The sequence below is a fragment of the Sphingomonas sanxanigenens DSM 19645 = NX02 genome, assembly GCF_000512205.2.
GTDB lineage: Bacteria > Pseudomonadota > Alphaproteobacteria > Sphingomonadales > Sphingomonadaceae > Sphingomonas_D > Sphingomonas_D sanxanigenens.
In genome coordinates, this window is record NZ_CP011450.1 from 100482 (window position 1) to 118256 (window position 17775).

At 65.8% G+C, this 17775-nt stretch carries 21 protein-coding genes; 1 reads left to right on the forward strand and 20 read right to left on the reverse strand.

Translation table 11 applies throughout. The annotated features are described in order from the left end of the window. Positions 1–5: 5 nt before the first annotated feature. The 20 genes from NX02_RS29140 to NX02_RS29230 form a co-directional block, all read right to left on the reverse strand. Positions 6–1406, reverse strand: coding sequence for a conjugal transfer protein TraH (locus NX02_RS29140; protein WP_047100457.1), 1401 nt, complete (start codon positions 1404–1406; stop codon positions 6–8). Between the two features lie 65 nt (positions 1407–1471). Beyond that, entirely contained in the window at positions 1472–2296 is an 825-nt protein-coding gene (locus tag NX02_RS29145; protein ID WP_047100298.1) for a conjugal transfer protein TraF, read from the reverse strand. Positions 2297–2298: 2 nt separating this feature from the next. Further along, positions 2299–2523 carry a hypothetical protein gene (locus NX02_RS31890; protein WP_245648936.1) on the reverse strand — a complete coding sequence of 75 codons (225 nt, stop codon included), beginning with the start codon at positions 2521–2523 and terminating at the stop codon, positions 2299–2301. Next, positions 2504–2899, reverse strand: a complete 396-nt coding sequence (locus NX02_RS29150; protein ID WP_245648937.1) for a hypothetical protein — start codon at positions 2897–2899, stop codon at positions 2504–2506. The genes NX02_RS31890 and NX02_RS29150 overlap by 20 nt, the downstream gene beginning before the upstream one ends. A 24-nt stretch (positions 2900–2923) precedes the next feature. Then, the gene (locus NX02_RS29155; protein ID WP_047100300.1) at positions 2924–4765 is read right to left on the reverse strand and encodes a conjugal transfer protein TraN; all 1842 of its coding nucleotides are present in this window, start codon (positions 4763–4765) and stop codon (positions 2924–2926) included. Then, positions 4762–5508 (reverse strand): type-F conjugative transfer system pilin assembly protein TrbC, encoded by a 747-nt coding sequence (trbC, locus tag NX02_RS29160; RefSeq protein WP_047100301.1) that lies wholly within the window; start codon positions 5506–5508, stop codon positions 4762–4764. Before trbC ends, NX02_RS29155 begins: the two co-directional genes overlap by 4 nt. Before the next feature lie 10 nt (positions 5509–5518). Next, entirely contained in the window at positions 5519–6535 is a 1017-nt protein-coding gene (gene traU, locus NX02_RS29165) for a conjugal transfer pilus assembly protein TraU (RefSeq protein ID WP_007406589.1), read from the reverse strand. Then, on the reverse strand, positions 6535–6804 hold the full coding sequence (locus tag NX02_RS29170; RefSeq protein WP_047100302.1) for a hypothetical protein: 270 nt from the start codon (positions 6802–6804) through the stop codon (positions 6535–6537). The genes traU and NX02_RS29170 overlap by 1 nt, the downstream gene beginning before the upstream one ends. Beyond that, positions 6804–7463 carry a type-F conjugative transfer system protein TraW gene (gene traW, locus NX02_RS29175; RefSeq protein ID WP_084718414.1) on the reverse strand — a complete coding sequence of 220 codons (660 nt, stop codon included), beginning with the start codon at positions 7461–7463 and terminating at the stop codon, positions 6804–6806. The genes NX02_RS29170 and traW overlap by 1 nt, the downstream gene beginning before the upstream one ends. Then, complete coding sequence (locus NX02_RS29180; RefSeq protein ID WP_047100303.1) at positions 7460–7996, reverse strand: S26 family signal peptidase; 537 nt, start codon at positions 7994–7996, stop codon at positions 7460–7462. The genes traW and NX02_RS29180 overlap by 4 nt, the downstream gene beginning before the upstream one ends. Continuing rightward, positions 7977–8543, reverse strand: a complete 567-nt coding sequence (locus NX02_RS29185; RefSeq protein WP_158014304.1) for a type-F conjugative transfer system protein TrbI — start codon at positions 8541–8543, stop codon at positions 7977–7979. The genes NX02_RS29180 and NX02_RS29185 overlap by 20 nt, the downstream gene beginning before the upstream one ends. Before the next feature lie 103 nt (positions 8544–8646). Then, positions 8647–9009: a hypothetical protein gene (locus NX02_RS29190; RefSeq protein WP_047100459.1), complete on the reverse strand. Its 363-nt coding sequence runs from the start codon at positions 9007–9009 to the stop codon at positions 8647–8649. Positions 9010–9013: 4 nt separating this feature from the next. Beyond that, the gene (traC, locus tag NX02_RS29195; RefSeq protein WP_047100305.1) at positions 9014–11605 is read right to left on the reverse strand and encodes a type IV secretion system protein TraC; all 2592 of its coding nucleotides are present in this window, start codon (positions 11603–11605) and stop codon (positions 9014–9016) included. 1 nt (position 11606) lies between these two features. Next, positions 11607–12638 (reverse strand): TraV family lipoprotein, encoded by a 1032-nt coding sequence (locus NX02_RS29200; RefSeq protein ID WP_047100306.1) that lies wholly within the window; start codon positions 12636–12638, stop codon positions 11607–11609. Continuing rightward, positions 12635–13513 carry a DsbC family protein gene (locus NX02_RS29205; RefSeq protein WP_047100307.1) on the reverse strand — a complete coding sequence of 293 codons (879 nt, stop codon included), beginning with the start codon at positions 13511–13513 and terminating at the stop codon, positions 12635–12637. Before NX02_RS29205 ends, NX02_RS29200 begins: the two co-directional genes overlap by 4 nt. Beyond that, a complete protein-coding gene (locus tag NX02_RS29210) occupies positions 13500–14828 on the reverse strand; it encodes a TrbI/VirB10 family protein (protein WP_047100308.1) in 1329 nt (442 codons plus the stop codon). The genes NX02_RS29205 and NX02_RS29210 overlap by 14 nt, the downstream gene beginning before the upstream one ends. 4 nt (positions 14829–14832) lie before the next feature. After that, positions 14833–15636, reverse strand: coding sequence for a type-F conjugative transfer system secretin TraK (locus NX02_RS29215; protein ID WP_007406605.1), 804 nt, complete (start codon positions 15634–15636; stop codon positions 14833–14835). Next, complete coding sequence (locus NX02_RS29220) at positions 15633–16199, reverse strand: type IV conjugative transfer system protein TraE (protein WP_047100309.1); 567 nt, start codon at positions 16197–16199, stop codon at positions 15633–15635. Before NX02_RS29220 ends, NX02_RS29215 begins: the two co-directional genes overlap by 4 nt. 1 nt (position 16200) lies before the next feature. Next, a complete protein-coding gene (gene traL, locus NX02_RS29225; protein ID WP_007406717.1) occupies positions 16201–16491 on the reverse strand; it encodes a type IV conjugative transfer system protein TraL in 291 nt (96 codons plus the stop codon). A 61-nt stretch (positions 16492–16552) separates the two neighbouring features. Further along, on the reverse strand, positions 16553–16873 hold the full coding sequence (locus NX02_RS29230; RefSeq protein ID WP_030541416.1) for a TrbC/VirB2 family protein: 321 nt from the start codon (positions 16871–16873) through the stop codon (positions 16553–16555). A gap of 365 nt (positions 16874–17238) precedes the next feature. Here NX02_RS29230 and NX02_RS29235 point away from each other — a divergent pair, with 365 nt between their 5' ends. After that, entirely contained in the window at positions 17239–17709 is a 471-nt protein-coding gene (locus tag NX02_RS29235) for a hypothetical protein (protein ID WP_047100310.1), read from the forward strand. Positions 17710–17775: the final 66 nt, after the last annotated feature.

The window sequence follows — 17775 nt, forward strand, 5'->3', positions numbered from 1 at the left end:
CGCGCCTAGAGCAAGCCCTGCGCGTTCAATCCCCGCGAGAAGTTGAGCGCTGAGGACATGCCGGGCGTCATCGTGTTCTGCAGTGTCGATTCGAGCATGATGCTCCGGTTGATGATCTGCATCGTCACCTGGAGCTTGTTGCTGAGCTTCACGTCCCGCTGCGCGAACTTGGCGCGGGTCGCGGCGATCTGCTGGCGCCACTGCGACGCAGTCTCCTGGTCGGCGGTCTGGTAGAAGACCTTCGCCTGCTCCACCCTGTCGAGCATGTTGTCGAGCATGGCGTTCAGCAGATCGACCGCGACGATTTCGGAGAGCGTCTGAATCTCGCCGTCGGTAAGCGCGTAGTGGGCGTAGGCCTGAACCGCGAGGATCTTGTAGATCGGAACCGTCGCCATGTTCAGCAGCTGCTTCTCGGCTGCGTCGAGCGCGGTGTCGCTGCGAATCTTGGAGCTCATGCTCTTGATCATCGTCGCGATCCGGGGCCGAAGCGCGCTTGACGCAGGCATGTTCAGGGTCTGGTCGGAGACGTCGGTGCACGGGTCGTTGTTGCACTTCAGGATTTTCACTGCCGGCGCGTTCGCGGTGCCGTCGAGCAATGCCGTCACAACCGCCTCCTCGGCCGGTCCGTAGATCACCACCTTCGGGCCATGCTCGCTGCCTGTCGGCGGAGTCGTGACGATCGTCCCAACCAGCGTCATCACATATTCGGAGAAGGCCTGGTCGAACGCTCCGAACTTCGACGACTTCTTCAGTGCCTCCCACGTATAATTGTGCGGGTCGCCGATGATCTGATCCTTCATCGCCGGGTCGGTGTTGCCCGCGAGCGTCGCGTCCCTCTGGCCCCCGTTGTTGCAGCCTTGTCGGGACGCGGCCCAGTCCGAGAAGACGCCCTGACTGTTGCCGACAGCCTCGCAGATGGTCGATCGGGTGGTTTCCATCTGCGGCCAGATCCCGCCCACCAGCGCCTGCGCGGTCTCGCAGCTCGAAATGTTCATTTGGTTGAGGAGCTGAGCCTTCTGGCTGAACTCGTCCATGACCTTGCCGATCTCGGGCGAGACGCTGTCGATCGCCAACTTGAAGGCGAAGCCCAGCGCGTTGTTCGCCGTTGCCTTCAGCATTGCGACGATCTCGCTCGCGTTGATGAAGCTGAAGGAGCCAGAGAACAGGTCGATACCCCCGCATCCCGCCCGCGCGCTTGGGAGCTGCAGGTTGAACGGCGACACGCTCTTCTGCGGGAAGCGCGTCCACACGTTGCCGAGCGAGTAGTAGCCGGCCGACTGCCCCTGGAACGCCGTTGGCCCGGTGACGTTCGCCGCGCCGCCGGCGTCGTTGAAGAACCCGTTCATTTCCGAGGCGACGTCCGCCCGTGCGACACCGATCAGCGCGAAATGCCAGGCGGCGACCATGGTGAGGGCGGCGCCGGCGCGGTGAGCCAGCCTTTTCAGCTGGCCCTTCTGCCGTTGAATGGACATCAGTAGTCGCTCCCGACCTTGGTGTTGGTGAGCATGAAGATGCGATCCATGATCTCATCGGCGCTGAGGATGCCGTAGCCGACGGGGATGGTGCGCTTCGTCGCGGTGTCGAACAGGACGAGTGCCGGCGTCTCGTTGCCGGGTATCCCCATCCGCGCGCGCTGCCCGGAGTCGACCACATAGTTGGGGAAGTCGCGGCTCGGCCCGCCATCCATCGAGACGGCCATCACGGCCATGCGGTGACCGTCCGCGACCGACCGCAGGATCGGCGAAAAGACCTCGCACGCGCCGCAGCTCTGCGCGTAGAAGTAGAACAGACCGTAGCGCTGACCGAGGTTGGTCAGGACCTGGTCGCGGTCGGCTTTCCGGTTGTCGAGCCAGGCGCGCTTGGCCACCGTGTTGACCGGCCGCTGCAGCGTGTAGTCGATGTCCGGGTTCTGCCAGAGCGCACGCTGCCAGGTGTCCGAAAAGGTCGACGCGCGGTCCAGCTGCTCGCGCTGGAAACGGACATAGGCAATGACATTCTCTTCCGATGGATCGAGGATCGCCCGCGCCTTCAGCTCATCCAGCTGCCGCGTGATGGCGGCGAGACGCTCCGCCGCGCTCTGTTCGGGCGTCTGCGGCTGCGCCATCGCGGTCTCGGGCGGTTTCGGCTTGGTGCAGTAGAACCATTGCCCGAGCCTGCGCTCGCCGCAGTAGAAATCGTCGCTGCGGTCGGACGCCTCGACGCTGTCGTCCCGACGCTCGGCATCCTGCGCCCGGAGCGGCTCCGCCAGGGGCGCGACCGACAGCAGGAGCATCGCCAGCTTCGCGATCTTCGACATGCTTATCGTCCTTCCTTCTGATCGGCCGCACCGTCCGGGGATGACGCGGGGCGGTTGAGCGGTGCGGTGGGCGGCGCCTTCCACGGCGCGAGGTCGAGGCAGCAGTCGAAGGCGGAGGTGATGGTTGCGTGGCGGCTGCACGGTGAGGCAGGCGCTGCAGGTGCTGGCTGGCCGACGCCGGCGAGCAGCACCGCCAAGATCGCTGGCTCAAAGATCGCGAATGCCATGGTCCAGTTCTCCTTTCGACAAGCGCAGCACGGACATCATCAGAGCGACATCGATCAGCCGCGTTCCATGGTCGAGCATCCGCACCATGCCGCTCATCAGCGGTCGCGCCGCACGGCGGCCGTCCTCGGTTGCGCACAGGCCATGGCCTTTTTCCGCGACCCATCGATTGGCCAACATGTGCTCGATCGGCGCGGCTGCGGCAGGCGGGTCGACCACGCATTCGAACCAGCCGCCGATCACCTTGCAGATGTCCTCCACGCGCCGCGGCTGCCCGGCGCGATACAGGCACATGAAAATCGCCAACTCGAACACCGTCATCTTCCAGTCACACCCTGGAGCGCGGGCAGAGAGCAGGTCATTCGCCGTGGCCGTCATGTCGATCCCCTGGCTCGTGGCTGATCATGGCTTGCCTCCATGCAGGTCGTAGTAATTCTGGATCTTCGACTGGATCTCGGTCATTGTCTGGACCTCGTCCGGCAGCTTGGCCGCGTCGAGGAAGTCGGCGTACACTTCCGTGAAGTCCATTTTCGAGAGATCGAGCCGCTGGAACTCGGCAATGCTGAAGCCCTTGCACTGCTCGTTCTTGGGCTTGCCCCACGGTTTGTTGAGCTGAACGCGGCCCTGCTCCTGAAGGACACGGCTCAGCTTGCTTTCGAAGCAGCAGTAGGCCGTCTTCTTCGTCTTGCAGATGCCGAGGAAGCTGGACGAGCACCAGGTTCCGACCTTGTGGCAGAACCCCATGCGGTCCTTGATGTCGAGCTTCATTTCGTCCTGGGAGCAGGCGAACAGTGCGAGGAACGGGGTCGCGAGCGCGGCGATCGCGACGGGCCCGCCGGCGAGCGCCGCGCCACCGGCGGCGACCGTGAGCGCGCCGGATACCTTGCCCGCGCAGCAATTGATGAGACCGAACACCGGCTTGTGGCAGGTGTCCCGCGTTCCCGAGAAGACGGTCAGATTGTTCGGGTCGAAGCCTTTCGAAGCGTCGTCGATCGCATGCAACGCGACCAAGGCGTCCTTGAACTCGGTCGAGGCTTCGCGGGTGATCGGCTCACAGTCCCCGTTGATGCAGTAGACATCGTCACCACAGATGTACTGCGGCGCGTTTGAGGTCGGAGTGTCCGGTGTCGGGCAACGATAGACCTTCTCCTTGACCTTGCACGCACCCTGCTGCGGGTCGTCCAGGCAGTCCTCGCGCAGAAACGTGCACTGTCGGTTCGCGTCGAGATCGCCGCAGTCGTTCCCTGCGCTCATGACATTGCAGGTGAAGTCGCGCTTCCACGCCCAACAGGCCTGCGTTACCGGCACGCCGTCGATGATGCGGGTCTCAGGTCCTTCGGTGCAGACCTCGCCGGCCCCAGCAGCGGTGCACATCGCATCGGCTGCCATTTCGGCGCAGCCGTCGACCCGCTTCACCGTCACGCTGGTCTGGACGGTCTTCTCGTGCCAGCCCTCGCCAGTGATGGGGCTCGGCAAGAGGGCGATATCCCTCAGGTTCTGCGAGCAGACATATTCCGTCGCATAGTAGTCGTCGCAGAACTTGTTGGTGGACACACCGTAAATCCGGTGCGCGGCGCAGGCCTGCATGGCCACGCCCGTGGGCTTGCAGGTTCCGGCCGCGACGTGCGGCGCCATCGAGGAATAGCGTGCGAACGGCGTACCATAGGCGCTGTCGGGAACGACGAAATACTTGTACGCGTCGGTTTTCGTGATCTCAGGCGCCATCCTGATGGAACAGGACCTCGGCACTTCGTCGAGCTTCGTTCCCTGGTTGCACGTCGCCTCGTAATATCCTCCCGCGCCGGAACCTGGCGGCAGCGGTTGGCACTGGCCGGTGGTCGAGCCGATATTCTCATCGGCGAGGTAGGCCGACGGATCGTTCTCGATCGACGTTGCGCGCGACGTCGTCGCAAGGATCTCCGCGTTGCTGAAGGCGGGCCGCGTGCGGTCCGCATCGGTGACGGTCCGGTAGGACTCGTTGGTCGACCGCTGGGCCGTCCCCGCCGCGATGAGCGCATCCGGATCGTCGAAGTAGGTGCTCTGCGGCTGATTGGTCCCGGAATAGCCCGGGACGGCCTGGGCCTGCGCCTCCGAATTGGGAACAAGGCTCTCATCTCCCCGCTTTGCGTTGCCAAACGCCTTGCCCTCTTCGCGCGCCTGCTCGATCGTCATCTGCTGCGCGCCAGCAGAGCTGATCGTCAGGCAGACGCCGGCAAGCACGGCCACGATGGCGCGAAGCTTCATTGGCGCCGGCTCCGCGCCAGGTTGCCGAGCGCCACCGATGCGATGCGCGCGCCCGGTCCGTTAGCCTCCGCGAAGGTGTTGAGGGCATAGTCGACCGTGACGTTGCCCTCGATGCGGTCATGGGGCGGAACCTTGGTCTGGCAGTGAAATCCGGCGCACAGGTCGAAGGTCGACGAGACCGCCACATATGTCGGTACCGCCTGCACGTCGAACGCGCGGAAAAGCCGCGGGTCGATTCCGATGTTCGGCATGTCGCCCTTCTGGACGACCTGACCGAGACGGCTGACGAACTCCTTGGCCGAGTTGTTGGGGAACCCGCGGAAAACGACGACGCCGCCAGCCCGCGCGGTATCGGCGATCAGCTGCTTGAGCGACGCCGGCGGCATCGACAGGCTGGCGAAGACGATGAATTGCGGGGCATCGCCCCCTGGGACATTGGCATTTGTCGCCGCGCCCTGCACAAGCTCGTCGAAGTCGATCTTACCTCCCGGTCCCTTTGGCAGATCGGTCGCGGCAACCCGCTGCATGTTGTCGATGCCCGACTTACGGACGACGCTCGCCTGCTCGCGGAATTCGTCACCGCGGTCCTTCACCTGGTCGACGAAGGCCTGCGCTTCTGCCGCCATGTCGGCCGCGCGCTTCTTGACGGCCTGAACGTCGACCCCGTCGACGGATTGCGCGAGCAATGCCGAAAGGCCAGCCGTGCCGAGAAGCGCGACGATGCCGGATGTCAGAAGACGCATGTCTCTCTCCTCAGAACACGCAGCAGTTGCGCTTGCGCCAGACGAGGTAGCCCATGTCCTCGCCGCCGGCGGGAAAGGCGCGTCCAGCATCGGGCGGCATGGTCGAGGCGCCGATCGCCGAGCAGGCGAACCGGCCGCTCACCGTCGGGATCGGGTTGACCATCTGGAAGCGGTATTGCTGCTTCCGCATGATCGGCATCAGGTACTTCTTGCAGAGCCCCTGCGAGCCCATCGTGCCCCAGGCGAGGCCTTCGCGGTGCATTTTGTAGGCGAACCGGGAAAGCGCGAGCCGCGACGACTGGACATGCCCGATCGAGGCGGGAATGTTGCCGTTGAGCGGATACATGCTGCCCTGGCACCCCGCGCACCAGAACAGCGCGTCGAGCGGCAGCGCGGCCGTTCCCGCAATGCAGTCGCCCGCGCACGCCGCCTTCGCGATCGGGTTCGCGAAGACGATCGCCTCGGGGTTGATGATCGCGGTCAGCGAGTCGTCCTGCCACAGCGGATCGACCTCGGTCATATAGGCGATGTCGAACGATGCCTGCTCGAAGCAGATGAAGTCGGTCAGGATCTCCATCCAGTATAGGAGCGGGTAGACGTACCAGTGGACGTGCCACTTCGCCGTGCTCTGCGACCGGCCGCCTACCATCGACGGCCCGGCTAGGTAGCCTTGGCCGATGTCGAAGCCCGGCGCGATCCGCGTTCCCCCGAGGTTGGGAAAGCACCACGGCTTCATCGTTACGTCCGCCAGCCTCGCGGGCTCCCAGAAGCCGACCGAGATGCCGATCCGGGGCAAGGGGTCGGCGCACGCGCACACCGGCGACGCAGGATTGTTGGTGTCGGGGCGGCTGCCCGGCCAGATCTTCGCCCCGCCGATCGAAAGCGGAAAGAGGCAAGACCAGCAGACGTCCGTGATGGGATTCACGAACTTGCCCGTGCACGTCGGCGCCGCCTCGGCGCGCGGCGCCAGGGCCACCACCACGAGCAGCAGCCCCAAGACGCCGAGGATGGCCCTCAGCCAGCGCATCAGCCCGCCTCCCCCGTCTCCTGCAGGAAGGCGGTGTCGGCCGCATTCTTCCGGCGAAGATAGAGCCAGGTGTACAGCGCCGCCGCGGCGAGCAGTGCGGCCGCGAGGCACGGCGCAGCCCGGCCAAGGGCGGCATGGAACTGCGCGAAGAACCCCACGACCAACGCGACCGACAGGCACAGCCCCTGCCACACCAGCCGCATGCGGCGAAGGGCGCCGGTTTCCGGTGCGGCCATGGGGGTCCGCAGAAGGTCCAGCCAAAGGGGCATCAGCTCTTTGCTGCCGGCTTGAGGACGGTCTCCGAGACGCGCAGCAGACTGCCGGCCTGCGACACCACGGCCGGGGTGTGGCGGATGCCAAACTTGGCGGTCAGGCGACCGTCCTGGTCGAAGAAGAACCGGCGCTTGCGCGCCGTCATCGATTCGATCGGCGAGCCGTTGACGAAGATGATTTTCGCGTTGAGGTCGGTGAACCGTCCGGTCGCCCACGCGACCTGCGCCGTGTCGTCGCCATCGACAAAGACGAGGCTCTGCCGCATCGAGACGAAGTCGAGCGGATTGATCCTCTGCCCGGCTTGCGCGATAACCTGTCCTTTGTGGTCCCGGATCTCGCGCTCGAGCGTGATGCTCGGGTCATAGTCCCAGGCTCGCGGCTCCTCGGCAGGCGTGATGCCGGCCACCGGCACCGGGCGCCGCACCTTGGCCTCCACGCGCTTGGCGAAGGCCGCGTTGACGCGGTCCATCTCTCCCGTCGCCTGCGCGCGTTGCAACCGAGCCTCGATCGTGGAAAGCAGGTCGGCCTCGATGACGGGGAATGTCTGCCCGAGCTGGCCGAAGTCCCGCGCTTCGCCCCGCTCCGATCCGGCGACCAGGACCGCGGCGCCCAGACAGGCAGCACCGGCGAGCGAGGCAGCGGCCGCGCGGATCACAGGATCGCCTCGCCGGTGCCGACAATCTGGCGCCGACAGGCAAAGCCGATCGCCGCGTAGCGGGAGTCGAAACCATCCTTGTGGGGCGTGCCGACATAGTAGCAGCCCGCCGGTATCACGCCGCTCGGCCCGATCGCGAGCCGCTCGCCGCTTCTGGTCGTGGGCTTGGTGTAGCCCACGATCCGTCCGTTCACCGTTACGGCGCGGTGCCAGTGCGCCACAACGTCGCCCGGCAGGCCGTAGACGATCTTGCCGAACATCTGCGGCTTGGCGCCGAAATGGCGCCGCACCAGCTCGCTGGGGGGCGGATCGAAGAAGACGTACTCGTCCCTGACCGGCACCTTGTTCCGGTGGATGACGAACGCCCAGTTCGGAAGCGAGTCGGTGGTGTTGATCAGGAGCGCGTGATTGTCGCGCCAGTCGCTGATCGCGCCGAGCACCACGCTTCCCGCGACGAGCCCGCCATACAGGCCCCAAAGTCGTTTGCGCGGCCGCCAGGGGGCGGCCGTCGCATTACTGACCGCCTCTGCCATCGGGACCTCCAAAGGTGGTGATCGCTGCCCCGGGGATTGCCGCGGGAGGCGCAGCGCCGGCACCGGAGCCGGCCTGCGGCATGGCCGCTCCGGATGGGACGGCCGCCATCGGCTCGAGCGTTGCGCCGGCACCGGCAGCGGCCCCGCCGGGCATCGATGGCGTCGCCGGTCCCGGCGCCATCTGCTGCTGGAGCTGCTGCATCTCCTGAGCGCTCGCCGGCCGGGGTTGGCGAACGCCGCTCGCATAGACGGCCTTTCGCAGGCTGTCGGTGATGTCGGGCACGTTTTTCGTCAGCACCGCCTCGCCGACCAGCACCACCTGCCCCCCCGCCCCACGACGCTGGAGTTCGTGGTCGAGCGAGGACATGAAGGCACGCATCTCGGCCTCGACCTGCCCGGGCGGCGACGCGGAGCGCGCCTGCGCGCTCACATATTCGCCGACAATGTTAGAGAGGCTCGCCTTGACGATATGCTCCTCCCGGGGCTCGACGAGTGCCTTGGTCACCCACATCGCCCAGATCAGTGCGACGATCAGGATCGCGCCCATCACCAGCTGAGCCCGCGTGAACCCGCCGAAACCACGCCCCGAACGGGCCGGCGCAGCAGCCTTCGGCGCCGTCGGAGGAGCTTGAAGGTCGAGCTGAGGCTGATCAGACATCGGTGTTGCTCCCCTTGGGATCGCGCGAAGGCAGGATGCTGTGCCGGCGGAAGAAGATGACTCCGGCCGCCAGAAGCATGTGCGCGACGATCAGGACGTGCCGGAATGACGTGATGCGAGCGGCGTCGGCGGCGACGTACCGGCTCGCAAGATTGTCGAGCTGGTGCATCATCCCGTCGAACGAGAAGCCGCCGATGGCGAGGAAGAAGAGGACGAACAGGCCCCAGGTGATGAGCAGGGTCGACGCGAGGAACCCTGCCATGTGGAGGTAGAAGTAAAGCAGAAACCCGACATCGAGCCCGCGCGACGGGCGACGTGAGCTGGGGGTGGTCGGCTCTGTGAGCATGGTCGCCATGGTTTCACTCCGCAGCGATTGCCGCCGCATCAGCGGCGGGCATCGTCCATTTTTCGGGGTTCTCGGGGAATGCGATCCGCTCGATCGCCTCATCCATGCTGAGCCCGTCGGCGACCATCGCCTCGATGGCAGCGAAGGTGCGCGGGCTCGACGAGAACAGCGCGGCAGAGAAGGGATCGAGGACCAGCCGGCCGACCGCCAGCGTCTCCGGCCCCTTGATCATGATGTCGGAATATTCGAAGCTGTTGCGCTTGAGCGAGCGGAGCAGCGCGTCGGTATAGTCGTCCATCTCGAAGCGATCGTGCTTCTTGAAGTCGGCGATCGTTTCCGGCTTCTGCTGGAGGATCACGAACCAGTCGCTGTTCTCGAGGGCGGCTATGGACCCGGCCGACTTGTAGTAGTCGTTGAGCGACTGCGTGGCCGTCACCAACGAGGCGCCATACTTGCGGCACGTGCGGGCGTAGGTTTCGATGAAATCGGCCATCGCCCCACCGCGAAGCATCTGCCAGGCCTCGTCCAGGAGCAGCGCCTTGGGAAGCGAGCGGTCGACCTTCCGCATCATCTGCTGCGACATGAACATGATCGCGGTCAGGACGACGCTGCGCAGTTCCTCGCGCGAGGACAGGTCGGACAGCTCGAACACCGTGAGCTGTGCCTGCAGCTCGAACGAGACCTCACCCTGGAAGAACTTGCCGTAGGTGCCGGCGCTCGAGAACGGCATCATTGCGATGGCGAGATGCGAGGCAAGCTCGTTGCCAGTCTCGTTGAGCGCGGCGATCACGTCGTCGATCGAGCCGTTCCTGCCTTTGGCCTCCCAGACGCGGTTGACTGCGCCGTCGATCAGGCCGCGCTCGGTGTCGGTCAGCCGGTCGATGTGGCGGGACATCTGGTTCACGATGGCCTTGAGCATCGCCATGCAGTCGAGGAGATAGTCCTCATCCTCGGCCGCCTGGGCGGCGTCGATCATCGAGAACGGGTTCAGGCAGAAGCCGCTCGACATCGTGAACTCGACGAAGGCACCGCCCTGCAGCTTGGCCGAGTGCTCGAAGGAGCGGCCGTCATCGATCACGACAACCTTGGATCCCGCACCGCACAACGAGGCGCACAGCTCCTGCAGGGCGACCGACTTGCCCGACCCCGACTTGCCGAACACCGCCACGTTATGGTTGCCTGCGGCGTTCTCGAACGGGCTCCAGAAGAAGGGCTGGCCCCGTCGGCCGATCAGGAGCAGGTGCGGCGTGTGACCACCGAGATACTCGCCCTGTATGGGAGCCAGGTTCGCCGCGGTCGTGCTGAGCATGGTCCGCATGCGCTTCATGCGCTCGAGGTCGCGGGACAGCCCGTTCGCCATCGTCATGGGCATCGCGCACAAGAGGCCCATCACCTGGAGGTAGCGGTCGTCGAGCAGGTCCCAGCCTGCGGCCCTGTAGACCGACTTGAGGACGCGCTCGTTGGCGTCTCCCTTCCCTTTGGGAGAGAAGGACGTAACGCTGTAGAACAGGCGCACGAGCTTGCGCCCCTGGCGGATCTCGTCATTGACGAACTTCCACTCCTGGGACTGCTCGCGGAGTTGGGGAAGGAAGCGCGCGGACTTGGAGTCGGCGAGGCTCGTGGTGCGCATGAACTTGAAACCGGCCTTGTTGCTCGAGGACTGGGGATCGGGAAAGTCGAGGCACAGGTTCGTGGAGACCGGGCACGGCATTCGCAGCTTGTCGGCGAACATGTCGCCGATCAGCCGCGCGCAGTCCCAGGGCGCCCAGCGCTGAGGAAGATTGCGGACCGAGAACGAGCGCACGTCGAATACGTCGGGATAGATCTCGCCGATCTCGGGCGCGCCGTTGACCTCCTTGCCGGTCGGGCGAAACCGTTCCGTCCGCAGCAGGATGCGGTCGGGATCGACCTTCATCTCGATGTCGCGGCGCACCGCCTGGTCGGCGATGGGATCAAGCGGATTGTAGCTGATGACATCGTCGCCCGCGGCCGTGGTCGGCGAGGTGATGTCGTCGATCCACCCGATCAGCGCGACCGGATCCATTTTGCGCGCGGAGACCCCGATCGAGCCGAGCACGGAGATGAGGCCGTCCATCACGGCGACGATTTCCTCGACCGAGACACGCGAGCTTTCCGGCGTCGAATAGGAAATGGCGACGCGGTGGTTGCGAAGACAGAATGGCGCATCGGCCGAAAGCGAGTTCCACACGCCGTCCGTGAGGAAGTCGACCCGATGCTTGGCCATCCGCTCGTAGACGCCGCTCGCCGAGTAGCGGGGCAGATACCATTTGGAGAGCCGCTCGCTGATCCGCGGGCTCATCCAGTCGTGGAACTGCAGGCATCCGGGCACCGGGATGCCCTCGGACAAGAATTGGGTCAGGATCTCGCCGGTACGCTCATCCGCCCCGACGAGCGGTGAGACCTCGATCACGAATCCGCGCGAGGCGGAGTTGTAGAAGATGCCCGTTTTCGGGTCGTAGCTGCGATAGGGCAGCCAATGCGCGAGCATCGGCACGGCCAAGTCCGGACGCTCGGCCTCTGGCCGCTTGCTATCGCCGAACAGACCGGAGAGCAGGCTGTCGTAGAAACGGGGCTTCGCGCTCATGTCAATTGTCCTCCGGAACCGCCGCGGGGAAGCTCGCAGCGCGGACGGTGGGGCTCGTCAGGGTCGTGAGCCCCGCCCCGGGCGTCGCTCCGGCGGAGCCGCGCGCGCTGTCCTCGATCCGCTCGCGCGCTTCCTGATACTCTTGGCTCGCCTTCACGCGCGCAGCTGCCTCCTGGCCGGACGCAGTGCTCGTGGCGGGAGCACCCTCCGAGCGCTGTTTGACTTGAGGCGGCGCCTCGCTTCGGCGGCTGGCTGGCACGCCCGCCGCGGCGCTCTCGCCGCCGCCAGCTGCGCGCTTGGTGGCCGTGGCGGACGCAGTCGGTTGCTGCGACCCAGTCGCTGAGGATGCCGAGGCGGGCGCTCCAGCCGTCGGCGCGCCGCGCGCCGGCTTGACCTTGATAGCCAGACGGCTGGCGACATCCGCCTTGATCGCTGCAACCGGATCCGGCTTTCTGGACCGGGCAGCCGCCACCACATCCGGGTCCGGCATGTTCGGGTCGAACGCGGCGACGTCCACCACACCGGGAACCTCGCGCTCGACCGCATCGACAAGGCTCAGCTGAACAGGTGCATCAGCCGACCTGCTGTCGGGGATGGGAGTCGCATCCGCAAGCGCCTGGGCCTGCCACTCGGATTGGACGACCGCGTGGACAGCGCTCGATTCATGCAGCCGGCCCCGGTCATCGACATAGGGCTGAAACACAATGCGGAGCACCTTCTCGCGGGTTCGCGGCGCGACCTGCCCGTGCGCGTCCGAGAGCGGCGCTGCCACAGCGGTGCGCAGGGCACGGGGCTGTTGTGCCGGTGTCGGATAGGGCCCTGCCGGGATCATGACATCGCCGGCGTCACCGGAGATCATCGCCAGCGCGCGATCGTCGATCGTGGAGGATGGCGCGCAGATGCCGTCCGGCGCCTGGCAGGTGAAGCTGCCCTTCACGTTGCCGCCGAAGGTCGTGCAGCCGCTCAGGCTCATCAGCGTGCCGAAGCCAAGCGCGGCGACCGCAGCCCGGCGGCCGAGGCGCGGCGCGCTCACGAGCGCGCGTCCTTGAGCCAGCTCTGCAGGAACTCTTTGGGCCGATAGCCCTCGAGCATCGCTCCATCGCTGCGCACGATCACCGGCGTTCCGCTCAAGCCGTGCTTGTGAGCGAAGGCCTCGTTCGCATCGAGGCCCGACGTATCGCACGACGGGCCGCTCTTGAGCGGCTCGCCGGCATACGCGGCATGTAGCGCCTCCTCGCGATTCCTGGCGCAATAGACGCGGTCGGCGATATCGCGACTGCCGAGAACGGAGATCGGCCGCTCGACGACCCGAACGTTCATGCTGCGCAGCACGTTCGTCAGCGCGCGGCAATACCCACACCGGAAGTCGGTGAAGACCGTGACTGTCTGCCCCGCCGGATTGCCCCAGACGATCGCGCCGTCCTTCGGAAGTCCGTCCAGCGCCAGCCTAGTCGGCCGCGCGGGGAGCGCGGTCTTCTCGACCCTCGCCTGCGCTGGAGCGGCCGCTTCCTTTCCCTGGCCCTCGCCTTCCGCGGCCGCGGCATTGGCCTTGGCCGCACCGCCGACGAGCATGTCGGGGTTGATCTCGAGCAGCCGGGCGGCCGTGAGATCCTGGCGTGTCTCCATGTCATAGACCCGGCCGATGATGAGGTAGCGGGCGCCGGCGTCGACGTAGAAGAGGTTCGACCCCGCCGTCACCTCGCAGAGGCCACGTACCTTCTCGCAATTGACCTGGGTTAGGGGCGTCTTCGGCAGGCGCGTCTTGAGCAGGTTCGTGACCTCGGCGCTGCTCGGACCCGCGACCTGGGCCGCGAGGGCGACGCTGGCAGCGCCAAGCGCCGCGACGCCGGTGAGCAGCTTCCAGGGGCGCGCGAACGCGCTCCGGCGCAAGCGATCAATTGCGGACATAAACACCCTCCAGGAAGACGATTTCGACATCGACGCCGGTCGGCATCTCGATGACCGGCTGGTACTGTTCGGCGCGCTCGATCAGATATTTCGAGACGTCCTTGCCCGACTCCGCGGCACCGCCGCCGAGCGCACGCAGGCCGACATTGCCCAAGCTCGGCGTGCGGTTAGTTCCACCGTCGCCATCGGTGCTGATCGTCGCCAGCGGCTGCTGGAAGGCCGTGTTGAGCGCGTTGCCGGCACCGCCGACGAGGCCCGCGAGGAACGCCTGCATGGCAAGCGAACCCTCGCGGCTGACCACCCGCCCGCGCACGCCGGTCTTGCCGCCGAACGCGATGAAGCCCTTGACCTCCGAGACGGCGTAGCGGCCGCCAGGCTGCGGGCACGTCATCTTCTGCAGCTTGACGTAGACCTTCTCGCTGGAAAGGTCTCCGCGCGCCGCGCCGTTGATGAGGCAGCCCTGGATCTTGGTCGTGAGGAGCTTGCCGTTCTGCAGCACCGAGCGCGCCGGCCCGGTAACGCGCAGAACGACGGGCAGCGGATCGGTCTGGCTGTTCACGCCGGCGCTCGCGTCCACCCCCACGATGACCTTGGCCGAGGCGAAGCTGTTGGGCGGCAGATAGTTCGGGCTGTCGGTATAGACCGTGCTGCCCTTCGCCACCTTGGACGCAGTCCCCGTGTCGGAAGACGAGAAGCTGACCATCTTGACCTCGGCGGCGCGGCTGAGCGGAGGCGCTGCGCCGGCCTCGCCCGGCGCGTCCGGCCGCTGATAGGCTTGCGGGCCACCTCGCCCGTACAGTGCCGCGGGGCCCGGCGCCGGGGGCGGCGCCGAAGGCCGCTCGTTCAGCTGCTTGCGGAGCTGCTCATTCTCCGCCTGGTAAGCGGACAGCACTCGCTGGCCGTCGGCCTGCATCGACGAGTTCTGCCCCTTCAGTGCTTCGATCTGAGCGGCGAGATTGTCCATTCTCGCCTGCTGGCCGTTCACCGACTTGAGCTGGTTCTCGGTGGACTCAAACCGGTTTTCCGAGAGCGCCATCCACTCCTGCTGCGAGAGGTTGCGGTTCACCAGATCCTTGGTCGAGACCTCGACCTTCTCGGCGCCATCGGCGTCGGCGGCCTTCTCGCCTTCGTCGCCGCTGAAGATCCACATGGAGGACAGAACCAGCCCGACGCCGGCGACCCCGGCGAGCAGCATTCGCTGCTTGCGGCGCACCGCTTCGTTGCCCGCCAGTTCGCCTCCGACAGGCGAGACCCCCTCTCCCTCCGCCTCGTCGAGGGGCCTCCGCTTACGAGTGAAAATGTCCGAGAAGGCCATGGGCTTACCTCACATTCTGGGAGACGAGGTAGGCCGTCGTGACCTTCCCCGGGGCGAGCTTGGGCTCGGCGATGGAGACGGCGAGCGCGCTTGCCGGAGCGACCGTGCGCTCGGTCAACTCGGTCGGCGCATCGCCCGTGTTCTCGATGCGCAGCACCTTGCCGGTCAGGTCCTGCCCGCGATATTCAGCGATCATCTGGACCTTGAGCTTGCCGACATAGACCGGCTTCAGCGCGCGCTGCCGCATCTCATAGCCGTCGGCGACGCTGTTGGCGTACATGGCCTGGACGAGCTCGACCGCGGCATCCTGCGGCCCGGCGGCGACCTGCTGGGGCGAGCCCTCGGCTGCCTTTTCCCGGGCGATCGCCGGATTGGACACAAACACCTGCGCCGCCTGGTCGCCGGCGATCCGGCAGACGAACTTGTAGACGTAGCCGCGCTTGCTCGTGCCGAAGAAGGAAAGCGCCGGGCGGCCGAAACCTTCGGGCACGCTCAGGTAGATGTCGCCCCGGACTGGCTCGTTGACGACCGAGAAGTCGTCCTGCGGGTTGCCGGTCGAGATCTTCGACACGCTCGCGAACTCGTCATCGACCAGGCTGATCCGGGTCAGGTCCTTGGCCGACGCCTGACAGTCGACCTGGGCGCTGTCGGCGGCCACGACCGTTTGGTCTGCCCATGCCGGCTGCGCGAACAGGAAGACCGCCAGCGTGATCAGGCAGGCGCCCGCCACCCTGCTCAGGATGCAGTAGATGCGGGACATGAGGATGGTGCCTGCAGCAGCGCTGCCGACGGCATAGAAAGCCATCATTTGTCTTGCTCCTTGCCGGTGCGGACCATCCCGAAGCCGACCAGGCGGAGCGACAAGCCCTCATACTCCCAGTCGTAGCGGAAGGTGCGGCGCTCCCTGGAGATCACCTTGTTGCCGACAATGGTGTGGAGCTCGCCGGTCACCTCGGACCGCAGGTTCTTGGGATCGATGTCCATCGACTCAATCGTGAAGAACTGGGAGATCGAGGAGCCGCGCTGTTCGTTGACGATCTTGAGGAGGTCGGACTTGATCTTGCCCTGAACGCGCGGCGATGTGATCTCGAGCACCGCGTTCATCCAATATTCGAGGTTTTGCGGACTGCGGTCGAGCGTGAGCACCACCACGTCGCGCGTGATCATCTCGAGATATTCGCGGGAGACGCCGGCACTGCTGACGGTCACCGGCGAGCGCAGTACGGGCTGGAGGACGATCTCGCGGTCTCGCGAGATGCCGAAGGCGAGCAGCAGCGCTGTTATCGCCGCAAGCGCGCCTGCGACCACGACCAGGAAGTTGCGCTGGCGAAGAACCCGCTGGTTGCTTGCGTGGCTGAATGCGAGGTCCATCTCAGCCCGCCATCAGTCGGAGATAAGAGGGTGGCGTGGCCCTCAGGCCGGTGAAGCCGGCCGGAAGATGCCAATAGGCCAGATGGAGCAGCCAAGACGCGGCACGACCCGCTTTTGCCTTTTTCAATCCCCACCAGCCGGCGAATGCCAACGCCGTTCCGATGACGATGTGCTGGGTCATGATCCCCCAGACGAATGGCGTAACCATCGCCAGGAACTCATCCAGCGTCCACAGCCCGATCAGTTCTGGATCGTCCAGATGAGATGGGATCGCGTACTTGTCTGCGGCCATTGCACCACCCTCCCCCTGTGCCGCGCCGAGGCTGCCACCCCGACGCGCCAGGCTCGTTGCGTCAGATCGTCGCCGTCACCGTCGAGGTGACGATCGGAATGCCCGTGCCGGCGCCGACACCGACGCCGACCGGAATGGCGATCTGACCCATGGAGAAGCGGCCCGAGGCGAGCGCCACGATGCCGCCGGCGAGCGACAGCACGGTAATTACCTTGCCGCCCGACCCCTCGAGGAAGTCGGTGAACTTCGTGAGGGCCGTGTCGAACGTGGTATCCGCCCCGGCAAAGGCCGGCCCGGCGAACCACAGGAGCGCGAACAGCATCACAGCGAGGGCGAGGATCGCCATCTCCATGCGCCCGCTCCGATTCAGCAGAGACTGCATAAGAGTTTTCCCTTCGATGGAGACGCGGCACCTCCGCGCCCAATTGAAGGGTGGGTCCCCGACGACTTTCGCTACAACCGGCTTTTGTTGGAACCGCCGGGCTCTCGGCGGATTTATCTAGCGGCCGTGCCTAAAGAACCTTCGGCAGAGCCAAACATCGTCCGCGAACAACGATTCTTCATCTTGATTCGCGGACACCTTGTCCCGGCTTTCAGGCGCGCTGTCCGCGGTTGCGGACCCAGGTCCGGCTTTGCGGGCAAGTCCCTGTGCGGGTACACTTGGCTCGCCCCGGACGAGTCGTATAGGGCGATGTCACTTCACCTTGGCGACTTCAGCCGAAGCCAGGCAAGCAAGGACATGCGGGAATGGGCGGGCAGGCAATGCGGGGGTACACCCTCGACGTATCCGAGTATCTGTTTCGGCTGACCACCGAGAGTCTGCGGATTCACTCCAATCAGACACGGCGCTACCAGTCGCTCGGGAACCTCGTGAACGCGCGCGCCACCGCCGGCGCCGCAGGCGCGATCGAGCAGCACGACGTGGAAACGCTGCGCAAGCACCTCGAGAAGGTGCCGACCAAGGGCCCGATCCGCATCCATCTAAGCATCACGAAGACGAGCGCGGAAAGCCTGACGGAGGCCAAGCGGCGACTCGAAAAGCATCTCGGATCGGCCCTGACGGTCGGCGACGCTATCTCCATGCTGCTGTTCGATTATGTGGTCGAGCAGGGCACCGCCAAGCTGTTGAGCAAGATCGGAATCGACGAGCAAAAGCCGCCAAAAAGCGCGCGCGGGCGTGGTCGTGACGAGGGCGAAAAGGTTGTGCGAATTAGATAAATTCGGTTGTGAGGGGTGCGCGGGCTTTTCTCGAAGGGCTTGCCAAGATCGATAAGGTTTGATTGT

Excerpts from the sequence above, each read along its gene's own strand:
- NX02_RS29140 (WP_047100457.1), bottom strand. The coding sequence starts at position 1,406 with ATGGTCGCCGCCTGGCATTTCGCGCTGATCGGTGTCGCACGGGCGGAC.
- NX02_RS29145 (WP_047100298.1), bottom strand. The coding sequence starts at position 2,296 with ATGTCGAAGATCGCGAAGCTGGCGATGCTCCTGCTGTCGGTCGCGCCC.
- NX02_RS31890 (WP_245648936.1), bottom strand. The coding sequence starts at position 2,523 with ATGGCATTCGCGATCTTTGAGCCAGCGATCTTGGCGGTGCTGCTCGCC.
- NX02_RS29150 (WP_245648937.1), bottom strand. The coding sequence starts at position 2,899 with ATGACGGCCACGGCGAATGACCTGCTCTCTGCCCGCGCTCCAGGGTGT.
- NX02_RS29155 (WP_047100300.1), bottom strand. The coding sequence starts at position 4,765 with ATGAAGCTTCGCGCCATCGTGGCCGTGCTTGCCGGCGTCTGCCTGACG.
- trbC (WP_047100301.1), bottom strand. The coding sequence starts at position 5,508 with ATGCGTCTTCTGACATCCGGCATCGTCGCGCTTCTCGGCACGGCTGGC.
- traU (WP_007406589.1), bottom strand. The coding sequence starts at position 6,535 with ATGCGCTGGCTGAGGGCCATCCTCGGCGTCTTGGGGCTGCTGCTCGTG.
- NX02_RS29170 (WP_047100302.1), bottom strand. The coding sequence starts at position 6,804 with ATGCCCCTTTGGCTGGACCTTCTGCGGACCCCCATGGCCGCACCGGAA.
- NX02_RS29180 (WP_047100303.1), bottom strand. The coding sequence starts at position 7,996 with ATGGCAGAGGCGGTCAGTAATGCGACGGCCGCCCCCTGGCGGCCGCGC.
- NX02_RS29185 (WP_158014304.1), bottom strand. The coding sequence starts at position 8,543 with ATGGGCGCGATCCTGATCGTCGCACTGATCTGGGCGATGTGGGTGACC.
- NX02_RS29190 (WP_047100459.1), bottom strand. The coding sequence starts at position 9,009 with ATGGCGACCATGCTCACAGAGCCGACCACCCCCAGCTCACGTCGCCCG.
- traC (WP_047100305.1), bottom strand. The coding sequence starts at position 11,605 with ATGAGCGCGAAGCCCCGTTTCTACGACAGCCTGCTCTCCGGTCTGTTC.
- NX02_RS29205 (WP_047100307.1), bottom strand. The coding sequence starts at position 13,513 with ATGTCCGCAATTGATCGCTTGCGCCGGAGCGCGTTCGCGCGCCCCTGG.
- NX02_RS29210 (WP_047100308.1), bottom strand. The coding sequence starts at position 14,828 with ATGGCCTTCTCGGACATTTTCACTCGTAAGCGGAGGCCCCTCGACGAG.
- NX02_RS29215 (WP_007406605.1), bottom strand. The coding sequence starts at position 15,636 with ATGATGGCTTTCTATGCCGTCGGCAGCGCTGCTGCAGGCACCATCCTC.
- NX02_RS29220 (WP_047100309.1), bottom strand. The coding sequence starts at position 16,199 with ATGGACCTCGCATTCAGCCACGCAAGCAACCAGCGGGTTCTTCGCCAG.
- traL (WP_007406717.1), bottom strand. The coding sequence starts at position 16,491 with ATGGCCGCAGACAAGTACGCGATCCCATCTCATCTGGACGATCCAGAA.
- NX02_RS29230 (WP_030541416.1), bottom strand. The coding sequence starts at position 16,873 with ATGCAGTCTCTGCTGAATCGGAGCGGGCGCATGGAGATGGCGATCCTC.
- NX02_RS29235 (WP_047100310.1), top strand. The coding sequence starts at position 17,239 with ATGGGCGGGCAGGCAATGCGGGGGTACACCCTCGACGTATCCGAGTAT.